The sequence below is a fragment of the Moraxella boevrei DSM 14165 genome (genome assembly GCF_000379845.1).
Taxonomy (GTDB): domain Bacteria; phylum Pseudomonadota; class Gammaproteobacteria; order Pseudomonadales; family Moraxellaceae; genus Faucicola; species Faucicola boevrei.
On record NZ_KB903786.1, the window covers coordinates 1 to 19,413 of the forward strand.

Here is a 19,413-nt window from a genome sequence, read left to right on the forward strand (position 1 = left end):
TAGTCTTTTGCTTCGCCACCGTTGTGTTTTGCTGCTACGGTTGCAATCGCTGCGGTTAATGTGGTTTTACCGTGGTCAACGTGTCCAATGGTACCTACGTTGACGTGTGGTTTGGTACGTTCAAACTTGGCCTTTGCCATAATTTAATCCTCTGGTAATTGTTAACTGTTCGCAATGCAATTTTTCTAATATCAAGTCTACGAAAGTAGCTCGCTTAGCTTGATTGATTAGTGACAGCATTACACCCAGTGTTGGGTTCTTTAAAGACAATATTTTATAAAAATACTATCTATGGTTTCAAAGTGCTAAATTTACCATAAAATGCAACCAATTGCTAGTGGTTGTATCTATTTTCGCTGAATATTTTTGTTAAAAATCTATTTTTGCAAAATTTTATCAAATTTTATTGTTTTTAACAAAAAATTCATGATGATTTTGTAAAAAATTTGCCAAAAAATTGTTTATTTTTCGGTTAAGTTGATTTCTTCCACAACCAATTCTTCATGTCGCAAGGTAACAGGAATTTGCTCGGTTACGCTGTGTTCACTGGTGCTTAAAGCAATTTTTTCGGTAATGATCGTTTCTATGTTTACATTGGCAACTTGCTGATTTAACAAGATGTCTATCGGTTTTTCACTAAGATTTAAAGTTTCACCATTTAACAAAATCGTGGTATTAACAGGCTTTGCCGTTTCAACATTGACATTATTTTTTGGCAAATTTGGTAAAGCATCGTGTTCAATCACCAAAATTTCACGCTTTAAGGTAACTGGAATTTGTACGGTTTCGCTGATGATTTTTTTGCTTAGGCGAATTTTGCTTGTTTTTATCAGTTCTACATCAACTTTGGCACGTTCTGCCAAGAGTTCTAGGGTATGGCTTTTTGCTTGGCTATCTAGTTGGCTTTCGTGTAACACGTCGCTAGTTTTGACATCATCACTGAGTAAGGCTTTTTTATTACTGTTCATTATTTTTCCTTTATCCAATCTTGATAAAAAAATGAGAAGATTGTCTTTATTTTAAACATTGACTTTAAAAGAATTATAAAACACCAAAAAAAGCAGATGATTACCACCTGCTTTTTTGGGTCATCGTGTGATGATTATTTTACACGTTCAACATTGTCAGTTTGCACGTCTAGCTCTTCGTGGCGAACGGTTTCAGTGATAGTCTCGGTATGTGTTTCTGCTACTTTACCAACATTCACTTCTTCGGTTACAAAAGTTTCTTTGCCAACACGTGCACGCTCTGCTTCCAGTTCAACTTCTACGGTATGGCTTACGTCGTCACCAATTGTACGAGTTGTTGGGCGGTTGACAGCAGTACGTTGTACGTGGGCTTGTTCTTCAGTTAAGTCAACACTCACGGTACGGTCTTCTGATACCACGTGCTTACCAACTTTTAACAAACCTGCTACGATCTTGTCTTTGTTAACGGTTAGGCGTTCTTCCAATAGTTCAAGTACATTGTCAGATTTGTACGCATAGTCGTCGTCAGTCAATTCAACTGGTGCAGGAGCTTTCACGAAAGCTTCGCGATCACGCACGGTTTGTTGCTCAATGCTGTAGTTGTAGTCTGGGTCGTATGCGTCCATACCTTCAACCACTTCTTTACTTAGGCTGTCAAAATAAACTTCATCGCCTGCAATGCGTGCTAAACCTGCTGGTACAAGCACTTCTTTTGAACTAAACCAACCACCCACATCAACGATAAAGTAACGGATACGACCTGTCGTGTCGTCAACTAAAGCACCTTCAATTTTACCGACTTTATCACCACCGATGCCATAAGCATTTTTATTGGTTGGGTCAAAGTAGTCACTACCTAAAAGGTCAGCGTGAGTCGTTTGGATATCACGTAAGCGAATTAAGTTAGCCATGTTAAGCTCCTATTTTTCATTTCATTGTTTTGGTTTAATATAACATAAAAATTCAAGTCATTTAAACGATAGCTTTAGAAAAATTCAACCTCTCAAGGAATTCATTTTGATTGCTACGTTTGCCTGATGTGGGAAATTATAGAAAATAATTTTTGGATACAATAGTGTTGTTTGTAGAGTGTTATGTCAGCTTGGCGTAATCTAAAGTAAACTTAGGTAAAGCTGGTTACAAAAAAACTATAGTCAGCTACAGCAACAATATTGTGTGACCGTTTATGTAAAAAAATATTATCAAATAGGCGAAAAATGTTCGGATATCTTTTTGATTTTATTAAGAAAATTGGATATCTTTTTTTAAAAATAGCTAAAAAGTGGAGGTTTTTGGTAAAAATTGATTTTTATCGCTTTGCGTTGGTGAAAAAATTGGGTTTGTGTTAAGATTTTGAAGTTGTGATTTGTTTTTTGCCAAAATTTTAATTGGATTAAGGAAACTGTGATGAAAAAATTGTTAGTTTCTACTATACGGTTAACGATGCGTGGCACGTCTTTTGCGGATAATTGCGAAATACCGCCGAATTTGGGTGGTTATATCTATATAGCTTGCTTATCAGATGGTTTAGCTCCAGTTGGAATGAATAGCAAATATGGCTTTATTGATAAAACAGGTAAAGAAGTTGTTCCTTTAAAATATCACCGTATTGATGAGTTTTATAATGACTTGGCTTTGGCTAAACTTGACGGTAAAATGTTTTTTATCGACAAACAAGGCAACTATGTGAAAGATTTTGAATAAACGCTTTAAATAAACCCAAAAAGCAAAAGACTACTCCTTTCGCTTTTTCTCATTTTTTGTCAAAATGACATTAAATGATTTGCTGAGCAATCATCGCCAACACCAGTGTCGCCACCGAGCTAGGCTGTTCCAACGGAAACATATGACTGCCTTTGTGATATAACACATTTAAGCCTAAAACTTGCCCTGCCAGCGTATAACTGCCCATGTCGGTAAAATGGCTGACATCGCCCACCACAAGGGTAATCGGCGTGTTGGTGGTCAGTTTTTTGTACCACGTCCAAGTCGGAATATTGTGAAAAATCGCCACTTCCGCCTCACGGCTAATCGTCAGCGTCACTTGGTTAGGATTATCCGCAGTCGGTAAATCGGTCATGCCAAAATCAATATAGCCACGAAACGCCCGTTCATCAAAGCCTTTAAATAACCCCTTATCCCGAAAATTGTCATACGCCTGCTCACGACTGTCAAACACAACACGGCGACGCTTAGAAAGTTTTGACGGTGAAATCGTATCCATCATGGCGTGATTATTGTTATTTTTATCAATCATTTTGGCAAGATACCACAGCAAGCTCGTGCGACCCATTAACAACGGCGGGTCAAGGGCGACGAGCTGACTGATATGGGGATTGTTCCGCAAGGTGGCTTGTAAACTCGTCATACCACCTACCGAATGCCCCACAGCGACAAGGCTTGGCACGCCATGCGTCTCGCACGCTTGGGCGATGCTATCGCTGACTTCATCGGTTAAGCCTTGCCAATCATTGTTAATCGAATAATTGGGGTTCATGCCAAATCGCATTATCGCCACCACGGTAAAATATTTTTCCCAAATCTCAAACAGTGGTGTATAACACTCCCCGACAAAACCGTTGGCGTGGGCAAAGTGTAAAATGGGTTTATCCGTGAGTTTGGATTTTGGTAAGTTTTTAACCGCCACAAGCAAAGATTTTTCATCAAAATCATCGTGAAAATTGCTAATAACCTTAGTTGGATTGGGTCTGGCGGTGGATAATTGGGTGGGTGGGGTTGGGTGGCGGGGCATTTTTAATTTCCTTATTGTGATTGTGTGTTGAACTAATCCTACCAATTATATGAAAATGGTTTGGAAAAATAAAGCAAATAAAAAACTGCTAAATAACTTTTTAGCAGTTTTTTATTGTGAAGTTTTTACAGTAAAATTTAGCCTTTATACGCATACGCAGGGTCAGCAGCAGCGGTAAATAGTACGTCGGTTGATGAGTTTAACGCCGTTTCTACCGAGTCTTGCACCACACCGATAATAAAGCCAATCGCCACCACTTGCATCGCAATGTCGTCAGGAATGTTTAAAAAGCCACACGCCAACGGAATAAGAAGTAACGAACCGCCCGCCACACCTGACGCACCACACGCCCCCAAAGCCGCCAAAACAGACAACAATAATGCCGACACAAAGTCCACTTGAATACCCAAGGTATGTGCTGCCGCAAGGGTCATGATATTAATGGTAATCGCCGCTCCTGCCATGTTAATTGTTGCCCCAAGCGGAATAGTTACCGAATAAGTGTCTTTGTGTAAACCAAGTTTTGCCGCCAAGTTCATATTTACAGGAATATTTGCCGCCGATGAACGGGTAAAAAATGCAGTAATCGCACTTTCACGCAAGCAGGTAAACACGAGTGGGTATGGATTTTTACGAGTTTTGAAAAATACAATTAACGGATTGACTACCAATGCGATAAACAACATTGAGCCGACCAATACACCCAATAATTTACCATAGCTTAACAGACTTTCAATCCCTGTTTCAGCTACAGTTTGGGCGACCAAACCAAACACACCAAACGGTGCAAACCAAATCACCCATTTTACCACATTTGATACCGCTTCTGACACATCCGCTATCATTTGTTTGGTTTTTTCAGATGCCTGACGCAACGCCAGACCGAGCAACACCGCCCACGTTAGCACCCCCATATAGTTGGCTTCCACCAACGATTTTATTGGGTTACTTACCATATTGTTAAGCAATGTTGTTAATACTTGTGCTAAACTCGACGGCGGAGTTTGACTAATTTCCCCTGTTACCAACACCAAATCAACTGGGAATAATTTACTTGCCACGACTGCGGTTAACGCCGCCAAAAACGTGCCGACCAAATATAACATCAAGGTTGGGCGTACGTTGGCTTGTGTGCCGACTTGGTGCTGTGCCAACGATGCGATGACCAATACAAATACCAATAACGGTGCAATCGCTTTTAACGCACCGACAAATAACGAACCAAAAATACTGACAAAACCCAATCCACCATCAGGTATCACACTTCCAACAATCACACCGAGTACCAAGCCAATAATAATTAAAGGCACCAATCCCACACGTTGATATGCTTGCCACAGTCCTTTCATAATCACCTCAAATTGTGAAAATATACAAATGATATTTGCAAAAATTTGCTAAAAAAAGCTTACTAAAAGTTTCATTTTCAGGCTTTACTGATAAATGAATATTTCGTAACACTTTTTAACACAATCAAAACGATTTATCAAAGAAAAAATTGTAAATGAACGCAAAATTTTAGGTGATATGAAATGTTTTTAAGGTGATACTAGAAAGATGTTGCTGATGAAATGATTGGCTAACTTGTTGGATATATTGTTGATATTGGCGGTATTTTTGCCGACCCTGTTCGGTTTTGGCAGGATTTGGGTCAATGATTTCTAGTATTTTTTCAGCATGACTATTTAACAACGCAGTCGCTGTCAGATTAATTACAATACCGTCAAATTTTTTGGCAAAATCATGATTATCGCTGATTAACACAGGAGAAATGGCGTATTGGCTGTCGTTTTCGGTTTGATAAATTTCATGCGGAATAAAGGCGGTCGGCTCAAACGCCCACAACGCATCATCAATCGCCGTTAATTCGTGGCTATCTGCGACTATCAGCACGCTACTGTCAGTTTTAGCAAGTGCAGTTTGCACCAATTGACAAACAAAGGTCATCAATTGGTGGTGTTGCGATAAAATATAAAAATTGATTTGCATAATTATCAATTATTGTTGAGTTTTTCGATACAAATAAGTGAGCAATAACGGTACAGGACGTCCTGTACTTTCGGCTTTGCTACCTGATACCCATGCCGTACCTGCCACGTCTAAATGAGCCCATGGTACTTCTTTGACAAAGCGAGATAAGAAACACCCTGCAGTAATTGCCCCTGCAGGACGGCCGCCGATATTTTGTACATCAGCAAAATGTGAATTTAGCTGTTCTTGATAATCATCATCTAATGGCAAATGCCAAACACGGTCATGGGCGTCTTCGCTGGCTTGTTCTAAGTCAAAAATCACATCTTCGTCATTACTAAATAGCCCTGTCCGCACACCGCCTAAGGCAATCACACACGCCCCTGTCAATGTCGCAACATCAATAATGACGCTTGGGTCGTATTGTTGCACATAGGTAAGCGTGTCGCACAGCACCAGACGCCCTTCGGCATCAGTATTTAAGATTTCCACGGTTGTACCGTTCATGGCAGTGACGATGTCCCCAGGGCGAGTGGCATTGCCTGACGGCATATTTTCGGCACACGCCAACGCACCGACGACTTGCAGTGGCAAACGGGCTTCGCATAGGGCTTTCATCGCTCCTAGCACACTTGCTGATCCACCCATATCAAACTTCATTTCGCCCATCCCTTCGCTTGGTTTTAGGGAAATGCCCCCTGTATCAAAAGTAACCCCTTTACCGACAAATACAATGGGTTTTTCTAATTTTTCGGTGTTTGTGCTTTTGGTTTGTTTTGTCAAATGAGTGACACCATTGTACTCAAGTAACACCAGCTGACCTTCTTTTTGGGAGCCACGAGACACTGCTAAAAAGCAGTTCATACCCAGTTTTTCCATGTCTTTTTCGCCCAGCACTTTTACCGTTAATAAATCAGGATATTGTTTGGCAAGTTCTTGGGCTTGTTGTGCCATAAACGCAGGAAAACACACATTAGGTGGTTCATTCGCCACGTCTTTAGCGAACGATTGTCCGACAAAAATCGCATTTTGCAAGGCTAATTGTTGCTCATAATTTGCCAAGTTTTCACCCACCACGACTAAATTGATTTGAGTCAGCACAGTGTTATCGTCTTGTTTGGATTTATAAATGTCAAAACGATAGCTACTATTTAATAAAGCTAAACTAAACTGCCCAAATTGTATTTCATCTAAACAATCTTGTAAATAGATAGTCGCTACTGGATAGGTTTTTGCCAACGCTTGATAAATTTTTTTGGCAATTTTTTGTAAATGAGTGCCATTTAATTTATCCAGACTGCCCACACCAACCAGCAAGATTGCCGTATCATTTTGTAAGTCAAAATGTAAAAATGTTTCGCCAACTTTACCACTGATTTGACTAACCTTTATCAAATTTTTTAATAAATTTTGTGTCTTGTCATCATTTTGCAATAATTGTTTGCTATCATTGATGAAGTAAACTTGACAGCTATTTTTTTGGGGTGTTTTGTTGCTTAAACTTAGAGTAAGTTTTGGGGTTTGGCTTGTCATAATTTTTCCTTGAGCTTAGCTTTAAAAAAATAATTCTTATAAAAAGGCTTTAAAAAACCAATCATTATAAAAATCGGTTATGATTAATCGGTTAGTTTAACATATTTTTGCCAAATAAAGTGAATAATCCACCGACAATCTGCCTAACTTTGGGCAAAATCTATGTTAAAATAGCCATTAAAATGGCAGGTTTTTTCTATTTTGCCAAATAAATTTGAGGATTAAACGATGAATACCACTCAGCAAGGCGTGAATGGCGTACCGCCAAAACAAACGACACCATTTGCAGGTAATCTCTTTTTTGCACTGATGATGGTGCTTTCTATGTTGTATTTTGTGTGGTGGGGGTACGATTATACCTTGCAACAGCAGGCGCTACTATTTTTGGTGGCGACTTTTTTTGGTGTGTTTATGGCGTTTAACATTGGCGGTAATGATGTGGCGAACTCATTCGGCACGTCAGTCGGTGCAGGGACGTTGACAGTGACTCAAGCGTTGGTCGTGGCGGCGGTGTTTGAAGTGTCTGGGGCAATTTTGGCAGGGGCGGAAGTTACCAATACCATTCGTGGTGGGATTGTGGACTTAGACGGTTTACAGGTTACGCCTAACCAGTTTATTTATGTGATGTTGTCGGCTTTGATGGCGGCGGCGTTTTGGTTGTTATTTGCCACCAAAAAAGGTTTGCCTGTTTCTACCACACACGCCATTATCGGTGGTATTGTCGGTAGTTCTATCGTGCTTGGGGTTAATCTTGGCGGTACTGAATTGGCTTTTTCCACCATTAAATGGAGCGAAATCGGTGAAATTGCGATTTCTTGGGTGTTGTCACCGTTATTGGGCGGGGTGATTTCGTATCTGATTTATGGTCATGTGAAAAAATATATTTTATCCTATAACGACCACATGGAAGAAAAAGTACGTGTGGTAAAAGCCAAGAAAAGAGCGTTAAAACAACAACATAAAGAAGAATTAGAGGCGTTAAACGAACACGACAAACTCACCTACACCACCGCTTTATTGCAAGACCACGAACTGTTACAAGAAAAAGATTGCGACCGTGGCGAGCTTGTCACGCCATATTATCAAGCCCTTTACGATATTGAAAAAGAACGTGATAGCCTAGATACCCTAAAAGCGTTAAAATTTTGGGTACCTTTGATGGCAGGGGCTGGCGGTATGGTGATGACTGCCATGGTGGTGTTTAAAGGGTTAAAGCACACGCATTTGAACTTTAGCACGTTACAATCTGGTTTGATTATTGGCATGATTGGGGCGTTGATTTGGTTAACGGCGTTTGTTTATACCAAGACCATTCGTGGCAAACACAAAGAAGATTTGGCAAAAGCCACCTTTATCATGTTTAGCTGGATGCAAGTGTTTACCGCATCAGCGTTTGCCTTTAGTCATGGTTCAAATGACATTGCCAATGCCGTTGGTCCGTTTGTGGCGATTTTGGACGTTATCCGTAACAACGCCCTAGCCGCCGAAGCCAGCGTGCCTGCCCCTGTTATGGTGACTTTTGGCGTGGCGTTAATCGTTGGCTTGTGGTTTATCGGTAAAGAAGTTATTCAAACAGTTGGCACCAAACTTGCCGAAATGCACCCCGCATCGGGTTTTTCCGCAGAATTATCCGCAGCCGCAGTCGTTATGGGGGCATCGTCGCTAGGCTTGCCTGTATCAAGTACTCATATTTTGGTGGGTGCGGTGCTAGGCATCGGTATGGTCAACAAAAATACCAATTGGGCGTTAATGAAACCAATCGGTCTAGCATGGGTGATTACGTTGCCTGCATCAGCGATTATGGCATCCATTGCGTATGTGATTTTAAATAGCGTGTTTGGTTAATTTGTTTAACAAACTTAACACTTTTAAAATAAGGCGTTTGCAAATTCGCCTTATTTTTTTTGGTTTTGGCAAAATTATGCTATAATTTTCGTTGGTTTGCAGATTTTAAATCATTTTTCTAATTTTTGACAAAAATAGGCGGTATTAGTTGATTTTACGGCGTTATATGATGAGTCAAGTGGCGAGTACCACCACGATTGTGCTGTTATTTTTAATGGTACTAATGCTCGGTGGGCGTCTAATTCGCTACTTTGGCATGGTCGCTGAAGGTCGGCTAAACATGGGATTTTTGTTTAATCTGATTGGTTATAATTTGCCGAGTTTTTTGGAATTGATTTTGCCTTTGTCATTTTTTGTGGCGTTGATGTTGGTACTTGGGCGGATGTACGTTGACCACGAGATGAGCGTACTGTTTTCGAGTGGGCAAAGTCGTGGGCGAATGACTCGTCTGATGTTGCCGTTGGTTTTGGCGTTATTCGTCATAGAAGCAGGCATCAGCCTATGGGCAAAACCATATGGCGTGGAAAAAACTGAAAAAATTTGGCAAACCCAGTCGTTAAGCAGTGCTTTTGATCTGATAAAACCACAAACCTTTATCAGCAGTGGCAATTACCACATCTATGTCGGCTCTATGGATAAAAACACCCGTACCTTAAACGACATTTACATCATCCAAAAATCAGAAAAAACCGCTACCAAAGACGTGATAATTACCGCCAAAAAGGCTGAACAAACCGTCAGCCACGCAGATGAGCCATTTACCCGTTTGGTCTTATCATCAGGTAAACGTTACGAAATTGACACCGATAATCGTATTTATAACCAAACAACATTTGACAAATACCAAATCAGCATCGCCAAACCCAACAACCAAAATAATAAAACACAGAATATCACCGCCCAATCTAGCAACCAATTATTCACCAACTTAAAAGAGCCTGAAGTAAAGGCAGAGCTTGGCTACCGTTTGAGTTTGCCATTTTTGATTATCATCGCCAGTATGCTCGCTACCCCACTCGCCCAAGTGCAACCACGGCAAGGGCGTTGGCTACGCTTGTTGCCTGCAATTTTGGTTTTTGTGGCGGTGGCGATAAGCATCATTTCACTCAAAACCAACATTAGCAAACAAAAGTTAAGTGTATGGGCATATGCGTGGTTTATTATGGCAGTGATGCTCATCTGTCTGTGGCTCAACTGGCAACAACGCATCAGACATCGCTTGCGTCATCGCACGCCAACCATTGTGCAATCTTAGGGGAAAAATCGGATGTTTCAGCACCAAATTTTAAAAAACTATGTGCGTAAACAGGCTTTTTTTGCCATTTTAGGGGCGATCGTTGGCTTGACCTTGTTAAAATTTTTATTTGACTATTTAGCCCAACTTGAAGATGTTAAAGACAGTTACAGCTATTTGGACGCTTTTTATTACATCGTGCTATCCACCCCACAAAGTCTGCAAGAATATATGCCGATTGGGGCGTTGGTCGGTGCGGTGATCGGATTGGGTTTGTTAGCAAATAACAGCGAACTTACCGTCATTCAAGCATCGGGTTTAAGCCGTTTTCACATCGTGGCATGGGTGATACAGCCTGCGATGATTTTTGTGTTAATCGGACTGTTATTAAGCCAATTTGTCATTCCCACTAGCAACCAACTCGCTCGCCAAATCAAAAGTCAACAACCGCTGATTGCTACTTCGTTAAACGGCTATTGGGAAAAAACCGACAACCAAATTATTCATATTGACTACGCAGATACGCAAGGTAAACTTAAAAATGTAAAAATTTGGCAATTATCAAATACAGGTAAATTGCAAAGTGTTATCCGTGCTGAGACAGGCAGTTTTTACAGCCCAAAACGCCCGACTACCACAAAACAAGCAGGTTGGTTCTTAAACGATGTCAAACAAATCAGCATCAACGCCAACGGCTCAAGCCAACTCACACAGCACGAGCAGTTGTCTGTCCAACTGCCGATTGAACCTAGCTCTATTTACCTGTTAACGCTCCGTCCTGACGATATGTCGCTCAGCGATTTAGCAGAGCATCAGCGTCTATTAGCAAAGGATAATCACCGCTCGCTACCGCATGAAGTGGCGTTTTGGCGAAAATCTCTATCGCCGTTTGCGGTTTTATCGCTAGTCTTAGTGGCGTGTTCGTTTGTGTTTGGCTCATTGCGTAGCCAAAGTTTGGGCTTTCGCTTGGTAATTGCGTTATTGTTAGGATTATTGTTTAGTTATGTGCAAGATTTGGTTGGATTTATTAGTTTATCTACAGAATTTTCACCGTTATTGATGGTGTTATTTCCGATTGTTTTAAGTGCAATTATCGGAATTTATTTAATCAAAACCAAAAATTAAATTTATTTTTTTAACAAAAAAGGACAAAATAATGCAAAAAATTGTACTCGGCGGTGGCTGTTTTTGGTGTACCGAAGCGGTATTTTTACGAGTCAAAGGCGTGCAAAAAGTAACGTCAGGCTACATGGGTGGCTCTGCCGACACTGCCAATTATCAAGCAGTCTGTGGTGGTGATACAGGTCATGTGGAAGTGATTTTGGTGGAATTTGACGATAATGTGGTAGATTTGGACACGATTTTCGCCATCTTTTTTACCATTCACGACCCAACTACGGTTGACCGTCAAGGCAACGACATCGGTAGCCAATATCGTTCGGCGATTTTTTATACCAATGAAAATCAAAAAATAATTGCCGAGACAATGATAACTTCATTGAAAAACCAAGGCATTAACATCGTAACCCAGTTAAAACCCAGTGATATTTTTTATCCTGCGGAAGATTATCATCAAGATTTTTTTCATAAAAATCCGACACAAGGCTACTGCAATTTTGCCATTCCACCAAAATTAATCAAATTACGCCAAAATTTTGCGGAAGTTTGGCAAGATTGATGTTTTTTTGAAAACATTTAAAATTCATTCAAAAGTAGTTGCAATTTAGGCTTGACAACCGACTAACCACAATGCAGAACGGCTATTTTTGGCAAGTTGGGGTGTGGTAAAGTTGAGCGTTTGCCCTTGCGGTAACTCGTTTAAGGTTAAGCCACCACTTGCGATAATTGCCGATAAAAGTTGATATTTGACCGCATAATTCATATTTTGGGCGTTGCTAATCGTATGGGTTACCATGCCCACCACCTCGCCTGTCGCTAACAGCAATGGGCTACCGCTAGAGCCTGCCTGAATAGGGGCGGTAAATTGAATAAAACGAATATCACCGCCAATCCCACGCAACCCTGCAATGTTGCCTTGCGTAACTTGTAGCTGACTACTCAGCCCTGAGAGCGGAAATCCCAACGTGGTAATCTGCTCGCCAAGCAACTCAACGCCTGCCACCCGAATGGGCAAATAATGTGGTAACGGCTCTTTTACCTTTAATACCGCTGTATCACTGCCTTCATCGCTGATAAGCACTTGAGCTTCAATATCCGACAATCCTTCTTGGCGTAAGCCAATCAGATTTGCCCCATCAATCACATGATGACAGGTCAACAAATGATAAGGGTCAATGGCAAATGCCGTGCCTGTCCACGTTTCGCCTGATTGCGGACGGCGTTGGGCGGGCGATTGCTCGCTGTGTAAACCTTGATAGAAAGTTGGATGCCGTGCATCTAAACTGATTTGCAGTTTTTGGGCAAAATTGCTCAAATGTTGTGTACTATTTTCTGCCAATGCACGTACTTTATATTGACCGTTACGCTCATAAATTTCTAGCAAAATGCTCGCCTTGACATGGCGTTCTTGGGCGTGGTATTGATAGCTAATCGTGTCATTAATTATCAGCTCAAAGGCGTTAATTTCCACCGCAGGCAAATTCATCTCAGCCGTGTCATAGGCATAGGCAATCAGTTGCACGGTTTTGGCGTGGTGCTTTTCAAACAGTTGATTAAGCTGTAATTGCCAAGTTTGTTTTTCAGCGTCAAAACTCGCCCAATCTTTATTTTCATGCAAATACGCAGGGCTAATTAACGCCTTTTTCTCGCTATCCATAACAAGCCACAACAAGCCAATTTCTGTGCTAAGCCGTGCATTGGCAGATTTGATATGGATTTGACAAGTGGCATTGGCTAACACGGTATTTGCACCAAGGGGGAGATGTTGCATAGGTTTTTCCTTAAAATTTTCGCCCTATCTTAGCATATTTTTTATAAAAATAATTAAATTCTCACACTCGTCATCAATGGTCTTACCGCACAAGGCTGGATTTTTTTGCGGATTTCTGTTAAGTTTGGCTTATCAATCAATCCTGAAAAATATAAAAACGCCAACTGGGTCAAATCCACCCCACTATGTACCGTATAACCAATGCCACCAGACGGACGGCTATTGATTTCCAACACATGATGCTCGCCTGCTTCATCGGCTTTGGTCTGCACGCTCACAATCCCATCACAACCAAACGAGTGAATAAGCGGTAGCACCACTGCCATCACGTCGTTATCATAACCCAAATATTGGACACTGCCTTGTTTATAACGGGTAACCGCCCCCAGCACTTCGCCACGCTCACACACCACATCAATCGAATACTCACGCCCTGACAAATAAGGCATTAGCAACATTGGAATGGGTTTTTCATGCACTTGCTGACTATGTTCATACGCATGGAGAAACTGGCTTATGCTGATATCTTTATTATCGGTCATGTACAAGTGCTCAAAACTATCCAAATTCTCATCATGATGTAATTTCCAAAAACCTTGGGCAAAAATCCCCGAAACAGGTTTAACACATAACGGTATTTGCTGATATTGCTTTAATAAAATTTTTAATTCATCTACATTATTAAATTGCCAAGCGGTCGTCACTTTGATATTGTTTTGTTGGCAAAATTGGGTAAAATCAGATTTATTGTCAATTTTTGCTAACATATCGCTACTAGTCGCCCCTGTTAACAAGCGAATGCCTTGCTCGGCTAACATCGCTCGGTACGGTTCGTAATCTGCCGAGTTACGCCCTGTTAATAACACGTTGGCATGGTGTTGTTTGGCATGGTTAATAACAAATTCACAACGTATTTTTGCCTGTTGGGATTTATTATGGCTTCCAAGCTCGGTATCGTAAGGTTCTTGATAAGCGATATCAGCACAGCTTAAAATTTCTGGACGCTCATGGCGGTGTGATGCGATGATTTGTAACGGATATTGGGGTTTTAGGCGTTGCAAAGATTGGAGCATATCTCGTTGGCTAGATTGTCCTTCGGCGAGATAAACGGCGATTGACATACGATTTTCCTTTGATTTTTAATAAAAAAATGGTAAATAAAACTTCATTTACCATTTTAGTTTTTTTAACAATATTAATTTATGACGGTTGATTTTCCGAGTTATTCTCGGTACTTAGTAAGTTGTTTTTGGCATCACCATTTACCATTTTCGCCATTTTATCGGCAATCACATGGTTAATTAAACCATTTAAAGTGCCTGATTTTTCTGCCAAACCGTCAATCGCCTTGCCAATGGATAAGGATTTGGCAAAGTTGTTAAAGAAGTGATCTTCACCACCCACAATGTCAATTTTGGCACGTTCCAGAGCGGTCGCCAATACCACGGCATTTTCTTTAGCAATGTCTTTACCTGCTTCAATAGAAACAAGGGCTTCTTTTAGGGCGGTTTCTAACGCCATACGGTATTCTTCGTGTTCACGAGCCGAGTCGCTCATGCTACCCATGGCATTGAATTTGTCCACCAAGCCGTCCGCTTCTGCTTTAAAGTGTTCACGCGTGACTTCGGCTTTGGCAAGTCCGACTTCACGTTCTGCTTTGGCGTTAGATTCAGCACGAGCCGAGATAACTTCGGCATCTGCCATACCAATCTCACGCTCAGCAATCGCTTGAGCTTGTCCTGCTTTGAGTTTGGCGTCAGCTTCGGCTTCACCTGTAGCCTTGATGACGTTGGCTTTGGCAAGTCCTTCTTTCTCTAGTGCCACCGCTTTGGCTTCTTGCACCACAGCCTCTGCCACGCCATGAGCGGACTCTTCGGCTTTAATGCCTTCAGCCAATTTGATTTTTGCATCGGCTTCTTTTTGGGCTGAGTCCAGTTTTGCCTGTGCCAATGTGATGATTTCTTGGGCTTTAAATTTCGCCGATTGTTCTTCAGCTTCGGCTTGTTTCACTTGACGAACTTTGATTTCTTCGGCTTCGGCTTCGGCTAACAGCACACGTGTTTGTTTGGCTCGGTCAGCTTCGGACACTTCACGCACTTCTTTAATACGTTCTTCTTCCATTGCCACCGTTTTATCTACCGCAATGCGTTCACGGATAACGTTGGCAATTTCTTTTTTCTCAAGTTCAATCGCACGGTCGGCTTCAATTTTTTGTAACTCAACTTCACGTTCTCGAGCGACCACTTCCAGTGCACGAGCTTTGGCAACTTTTTCTTCTTCAATAGCCACCGCACGTTTGCGATTTTGTTCGGCAACTTCAATTTCACGTTGTTGGTTTTCTCGTTGCACCGCCAAATCTTGCTCCACCAAAATCGTGGAACTTTCGTATTTTTTGCGTTCTTCTTCTTGCACTTTTTTGGTTTCGGCTTCTTCACGAGCAATCACGGACGCAATCTCACGCTGTTGGCGAGCGGTGGCATCGGCTTGTTGGCGTTCTAATTCCAACATGGCTTCGGCAGTTTCTACATTTTTCTTCTTTATTGCCAACTCTTCATCACGTTCCAGTTCATTGGTACGAATATTTTGACTGGCGGTAATTTCGGTAATTTTGCGAATACCTTCGGAATCCAGAATATTGTTGGGGTCAAGCGAAGATTTTGGCGTTTGTTCAAGGTAATCAATCGCCACATCTTCTAGCACATAGCCATTTAAATCATTGCCAATTTCACGGATAATGCGTTCACGAAATTCACTGCGATTTTCAAACAGTTTCACAAAATCAATCTGTTTGCCAACCGTTTTTAACGCTTCTGAAAATTTGGCATTAAACAACTCATTTACCGCTGATTTATCAGACGCACGCTCCACGCCCACCGCTTTGGCGACTTTTAACACATCTTCTTCGGTTTCATTGACCCGCAAATAAAACGCCACCGTGATATCGGCACGCATATTATCACGGCAAATCAAACCTTCCTTACCACGTCTATCCACTTCTAGGGTAATGAGCGAAATCCGCATGAGTTCCTTTTTGTTAATCACAGGCCAGACCAAACCGCCGTCAAACCGCACGGAAATCTTGTGCATGCCGTTGATAATCAACGCCGTTCCCTGTTCAACTTTATTATAAAAGGCTTTAAATAACAACAAGATAGCCATTAAAAACACAAAAACCAATACCACTATTGTGCCTATCATGATTAAGGTACTTGCCATAAACCGCTCCTTTTTACCGTAAAATGGGCTTTAACCACCAAAAACCTAAAGCCTAGTTAAAAATATTGTTAAATTTTTTGTGAAAAATCACACCAAAACCACTCGGTAAGCATTTTGCTCACTTAAATACGCAGTTAACCGCACCTTGTCACCCAACGCAAAGGTGCTATCCACCGCTCGCACTTTTAAAATCAAGCCAGCTCCACCATCTTCCAAAATCGCTTCGCCATAATTTGCATCTACCACTGACGTTCGCACGGTGGCGATTTTACCAACCAACGAACTTGCTGTCGTAGTCGGATTGCTCAAGGCAACCTTGCGTATCGGACGTACCAATACATTGGTAAGCCATAAGCTTATCGCAACCGTGACTAATAAAACCAAAATATTTGCTAGAACATTGAAAATACTGGGAAAGTTTAACAAAAAATTAGCAGAAACTCCCATAAATATAAAGCTAATTAACCAACCTGCCAAAGCAAAAATCGTCAAAATCACCAAAATCGGCACGCCATTTAGACCAAATTTCATTAATAAGCCTGACAACACATCGCCATCACCCACATCAGCTCCGTCCAATTCAAACACGCCTAACAACACACTCAACCAATATAACATGACAAACAGCACCAAGGCAGTAAAAATCACGGTCGGAAACTGGCTAACGCCTTGCAAAAAATCTTGAAAAGCGGGGCTAAAAAATAGGGCGAACATGACACACTCCCATTAAAAAAAACCAAATCAATACGTGATTTGTAACTTTATTTAACATGATAGTAACACACTATTTGATAAAACACAATGAAAAAATACGCTAATTTTTTAATGTTTTTTAGCGTATTTTTTCATATTTTATTAATAAGCGATAAAATATCTTACATAGTTGTAAATTTATGATTTTTATTATTTTTGTTTATATTTAGAAAATTTAATTACCAACATGAAAACCGTTGACACTGAGCCTATCAAAGTATCGGTTTCTGTTATGTTACGACAAGCTCAACACAAACAGAAACATATAATGTTTATGATTATTTTGCTAAACTTGGGGATTTTTCGCTGACAAAATAAGCATCAAACAAGCTAAAATATTACGTGGTAAAGCGAAACTTTGGCGTTTCGTTAGGCTGTTTTTCATTATTTGCCGTTTCGCTTATAATCCCCCTTTTTTGTAAAATTTTAACAAATTTGAATATTCTTTTAATTTATTAAAAAAAATTAATCATTTTCCAAATGTAAAATTGCATCTTCGCTAGCTTTTTGTCGTGCCTCGCCAACCAGTTCGGTGAGCTTACCGTGTCGCATTTCAAACAGTCTATCCGCCTTGTCAAAATAGCCGTCATCATGGCTAATCACGAACAAGGTTTTATCCATGCCTTGTAACATCGGAATAATATCATGATAAAAAAATCGGCGAAATGCAGGGTCTTGGTCAGCAGCCCATTCATCGAGTAGTAAAATATCTTTGTCTTCCGCTACCGCTAACAACAACGCCATCCGTTTTTTTTGCCCTTGCGACAGTTCGGTGTTGGTAATGGTTTGCCCCTCTAGATGCAGTTTTTCTTGCATTGCCAAAATATTGAGCCATTTTTCCACCAACGCAGGATTTGGGGTATCACCGTTTTTATCAAGCAAACGGTTAAACAAATAAAAATCGCTATAAATCGCCGAAAAAAGCTCCCGATATGCCCAATTTTCATCCGCCACCACCGCCACATCGTCCACAAAAATTTCGCCATGTGTCGGATGATGCAAGCCTGTAATGATTTTGGCAAGCGTGGATTTGCCCGAGCCGTTCGCACCGATTAAAAACAGCACTTCACCACGGTTTAAGGTTAAATTAACATCGGTTAAAGCAAAGTTTAAACGGTCGCTTTGTTGTGGATTTTTGGCATAATGATAGCCGATATTTTGCAAACGGATACATTGCCAATCGTATGCCAACGGCTGAATGTCAAAATCCGCTTGGTAATCGGCAAGGGTTAGACTTTGGATTTTTGCTAAGGCGATTTTGGCAGTTTGTAATACAGGATACGCCCCAACCGCCTTTAACAAGGGCGATTGGATAAATAAAATCGTCAAGCTAAACGTGGTCGCCACCGCCATATTCGCCAAGCCAAACAGTTGCGACAGCACCAAAATCAAGCCAATACAAGCGAACATCATGATATTGGAAAAACTCACCGCCGATAGGTGAAAAGTATCGGCTTTGATAATCTGGCTTTGATAGTCATCGGCATTGGGTAAAAACTGGCGTTGGTATAAATCTTTGGCACGATTTCGGCTCAGCGACAGCTCTTTTCGACCGTCAATCACCGCTTGATAATTGGCATAAATACGGTCGGTAATCACTCGCAAATTTTCCAAATGGGCATAAACGTGGTTAACCAACACGCCACTGCCCCAAATTGTCAACGCAATCCACACGCTTACCACCACTAGCATCGGCACCGACAACCAACCCAAATAAATCCCTGCCCCCACGCAGATGATCACGCCTTGCACCAGCTCAGGCAAACGCACAAACGCCATAGTAACCGACTGAATATCTTGCGATAAACTCGCCAACAGCTTGGCACTACCGACTTTGTCAATCTGTTCAAGTGGCGTGTCCAAAATCTGTTTTACCAAAGTAGTCCGCAGTTCAAACACAAAGCGATGCCCCATTTTTGTCAAAGCAAATTGCGAAATAAAAGTGGTCATTAACAGTAACATAATCAACCCCAAAAACAACGGCAAAATATAACCTGTAATCGGCGTGGCGGTGTTGGTTAGTAGATATTTGTTGATAAATGCAATGGTGGCGACATTCACCAAGGCATTGAACAAATTTAACACAACGACTTGGCAAAAGGTCGCTTTGTGCTGTTGCCAAATTAATTGCCAAAAATTGGTGCTAGCGGGTTTGGATTGAAGTTGATGCGTCATAAATTAAAAAAAATTGAAGAAATAGGTCAATTTAAAAAGGCAAAAACCAACCTTGCAAAACAAAGTTGGTTTTGAT

The 19,413-nt window shown here is 41.0% G+C and carries 17 protein-coding genes; 5 read left to right on the forward strand and 12 right to left on the reverse strand.

The annotated features are described in order from the left end of the window. The 3 genes from A3G3_RS14275 to A3G3_RS0107020 all read right to left on the reverse strand — a co-directional run. A partial coding sequence (locus tag A3G3_RS14275) for a GTP-binding protein (RefSeq protein WP_019519715.1) occupies positions 1-140 on the reverse strand: 140 nt, incomplete at its 3' end. Positions 141-461: 321 nt separating this feature from the next. Further along, a complete protein-coding gene (locus A3G3_RS13335) occupies positions 462-968 on the reverse strand; it encodes a YsnF/AvaK domain-containing protein (protein ID WP_019519830.1) in 507 nt (168 codons plus the stop codon). Between the two features lie 134 nt (positions 969-1,102). Further along, complete coding sequence (locus A3G3_RS0107020) at positions 1,103-1,879, reverse strand: DUF2382 domain-containing protein (protein ID WP_019519831.1); 777 nt, start codon at positions 1,877-1,879, stop codon at positions 1,103-1,105. Positions 1,880-2,375: 496 nt separating this feature from the next. On the opposite strand from A3G3_RS0107020, the gene A3G3_RS0107030 reads away from it, so the two are divergent. Further along, positions 2,376-2,672: a WG repeat-containing protein gene (locus A3G3_RS0107030; RefSeq protein WP_019519833.1), complete on the forward strand. Its 297-nt coding sequence runs from the start codon at positions 2,376-2,378 to the stop codon at positions 2,670-2,672. Positions 2,673-2,742: 70 nt separating this feature from the next. On the opposite strand, the gene A3G3_RS0107035 is transcribed toward A3G3_RS0107030, so the two are convergent. The 4 genes from A3G3_RS0107035 to A3G3_RS0107050 all read right to left on the reverse strand — a co-directional run bounded on the left by A3G3_RS0107035 (position 2,743) and on the right by A3G3_RS0107050 (position 7,224). After that, the gene (locus A3G3_RS0107035; protein ID WP_019519834.1) at positions 2,743-3,720 is read right to left on the reverse strand and encodes an alpha/beta hydrolase; all 978 of its coding nucleotides are present in this window, start codon (positions 3,718-3,720) and stop codon (positions 2,743-2,745) included. Positions 3,721-3,857: 137 nt separating this feature from the next. Next, the gene (gene sstT, locus A3G3_RS0107040) at positions 3,858-5,069 is read right to left on the reverse strand and encodes a serine/threonine transporter SstT (RefSeq protein ID WP_019519835.1); all 1,212 of its coding nucleotides are present in this window, start codon (positions 5,067-5,069) and stop codon (positions 3,858-3,860) included. 169 nt (positions 5,070-5,238) lie between these two features. Further along, positions 5,239-5,709, reverse strand: a complete 471-nt coding sequence (locus A3G3_RS0107045; RefSeq protein WP_019519836.1) for a DNA polymerase III subunit chi — start codon at positions 5,707-5,709, stop codon at positions 5,239-5,241. A gap of 9 nt (positions 5,710-5,718) precedes the next feature. Continuing rightward, a complete protein-coding gene (locus A3G3_RS0107050) occupies positions 5,719-7,224 on the reverse strand; it encodes a leucyl aminopeptidase (protein ID WP_019519837.1) in 1,506 nt (501 codons plus the stop codon). A gap of 228 nt (positions 7,225-7,452) precedes the next feature. Between A3G3_RS0107050 and A3G3_RS0107055 the strand changes: the two genes are divergently transcribed. The 4 genes from A3G3_RS0107055 (at position 7,453) to msrA (ending at position 11,981) form a co-directional block, all read left to right on the forward strand. Further along, positions 7,453-9,069 (forward strand): inorganic phosphate transporter, encoded by a 1,617-nt coding sequence (locus tag A3G3_RS0107055; protein WP_019519838.1) that lies wholly within the window; start codon positions 7,453-7,455, stop codon positions 9,067-9,069. Positions 9,070-9,217: 148 nt separating this feature from the next. Then, positions 9,218-10,324: an LPS export ABC transporter permease LptF gene (lptF, locus tag A3G3_RS0107060; RefSeq protein WP_026212907.1), complete on the forward strand. Its 1,107-nt coding sequence runs from the start codon at positions 9,218-9,220 to the stop codon at positions 10,322-10,324. A 12-nt stretch (positions 10,325-10,336) separates the two neighbouring features. Beyond that, positions 10,337-11,428 carry an LPS export ABC transporter permease LptG gene (gene lptG, locus A3G3_RS0107065; RefSeq protein WP_019519840.1) on the forward strand — a complete coding sequence of 364 codons (1,092 nt, stop codon included), beginning with the start codon at positions 10,337-10,339 and terminating at the stop codon, positions 11,426-11,428. A 31-nt stretch (positions 11,429-11,459) separates the two neighbouring features. Next, complete coding sequence (gene msrA / locus A3G3_RS0107070; RefSeq protein WP_019519841.1) at positions 11,460-11,981, forward strand: peptide-methionine (S)-S-oxide reductase MsrA; 522 nt, start codon at positions 11,460-11,462, stop codon at positions 11,979-11,981. Between the two features lie 45 nt (positions 11,982-12,026). Here msrA and A3G3_RS0107075 read toward each other — a convergent pair whose 3' ends face one another. From A3G3_RS0107075 to A3G3_RS0107095, 5 genes are all read right to left on the reverse strand, one after another. Continuing rightward, positions 12,027-13,193 carry a S1 family peptidase gene (locus A3G3_RS0107075; RefSeq protein WP_019519842.1) on the reverse strand — a complete coding sequence of 389 codons (1,167 nt, stop codon included), beginning with the start codon at positions 13,191-13,193 and terminating at the stop codon, positions 12,027-12,029. A gap of 53 nt (positions 13,194-13,246) precedes the next feature. Then, positions 13,247-14,314, reverse strand: a complete 1,068-nt coding sequence (locus A3G3_RS0107080; RefSeq protein ID WP_019519843.1) for an ATP-grasp domain-containing protein — start codon at positions 14,312-14,314, stop codon at positions 13,247-13,249. A gap of 79 nt (positions 14,315-14,393) precedes the next feature. Further along, positions 14,394-16,409: a flotillin family protein gene (locus tag A3G3_RS0107085; RefSeq protein WP_019519844.1), complete on the reverse strand. Its 2,016-nt coding sequence runs from the start codon at positions 16,407-16,409 to the stop codon at positions 14,394-14,396. An 87-nt stretch (positions 16,410-16,496) separates the two neighbouring features. Continuing rightward, positions 16,497-17,123 (reverse strand): hypothetical protein, encoded by a 627-nt coding sequence (locus tag A3G3_RS0107090; RefSeq protein WP_019519845.1) that lies wholly within the window; start codon positions 17,121-17,123, stop codon positions 16,497-16,499. A gap of 504 nt (positions 17,124-17,627) precedes the next feature. Beyond that, positions 17,628-19,337: a multidrug ABC transporter permease/ATP-binding protein gene (locus A3G3_RS0107095; protein WP_019519846.1), complete on the reverse strand. Its 1,710-nt coding sequence runs from the start codon at positions 19,335-19,337 to the stop codon at positions 17,628-17,630. Positions 19,338-19,413: the final 76 nt, after the last annotated feature.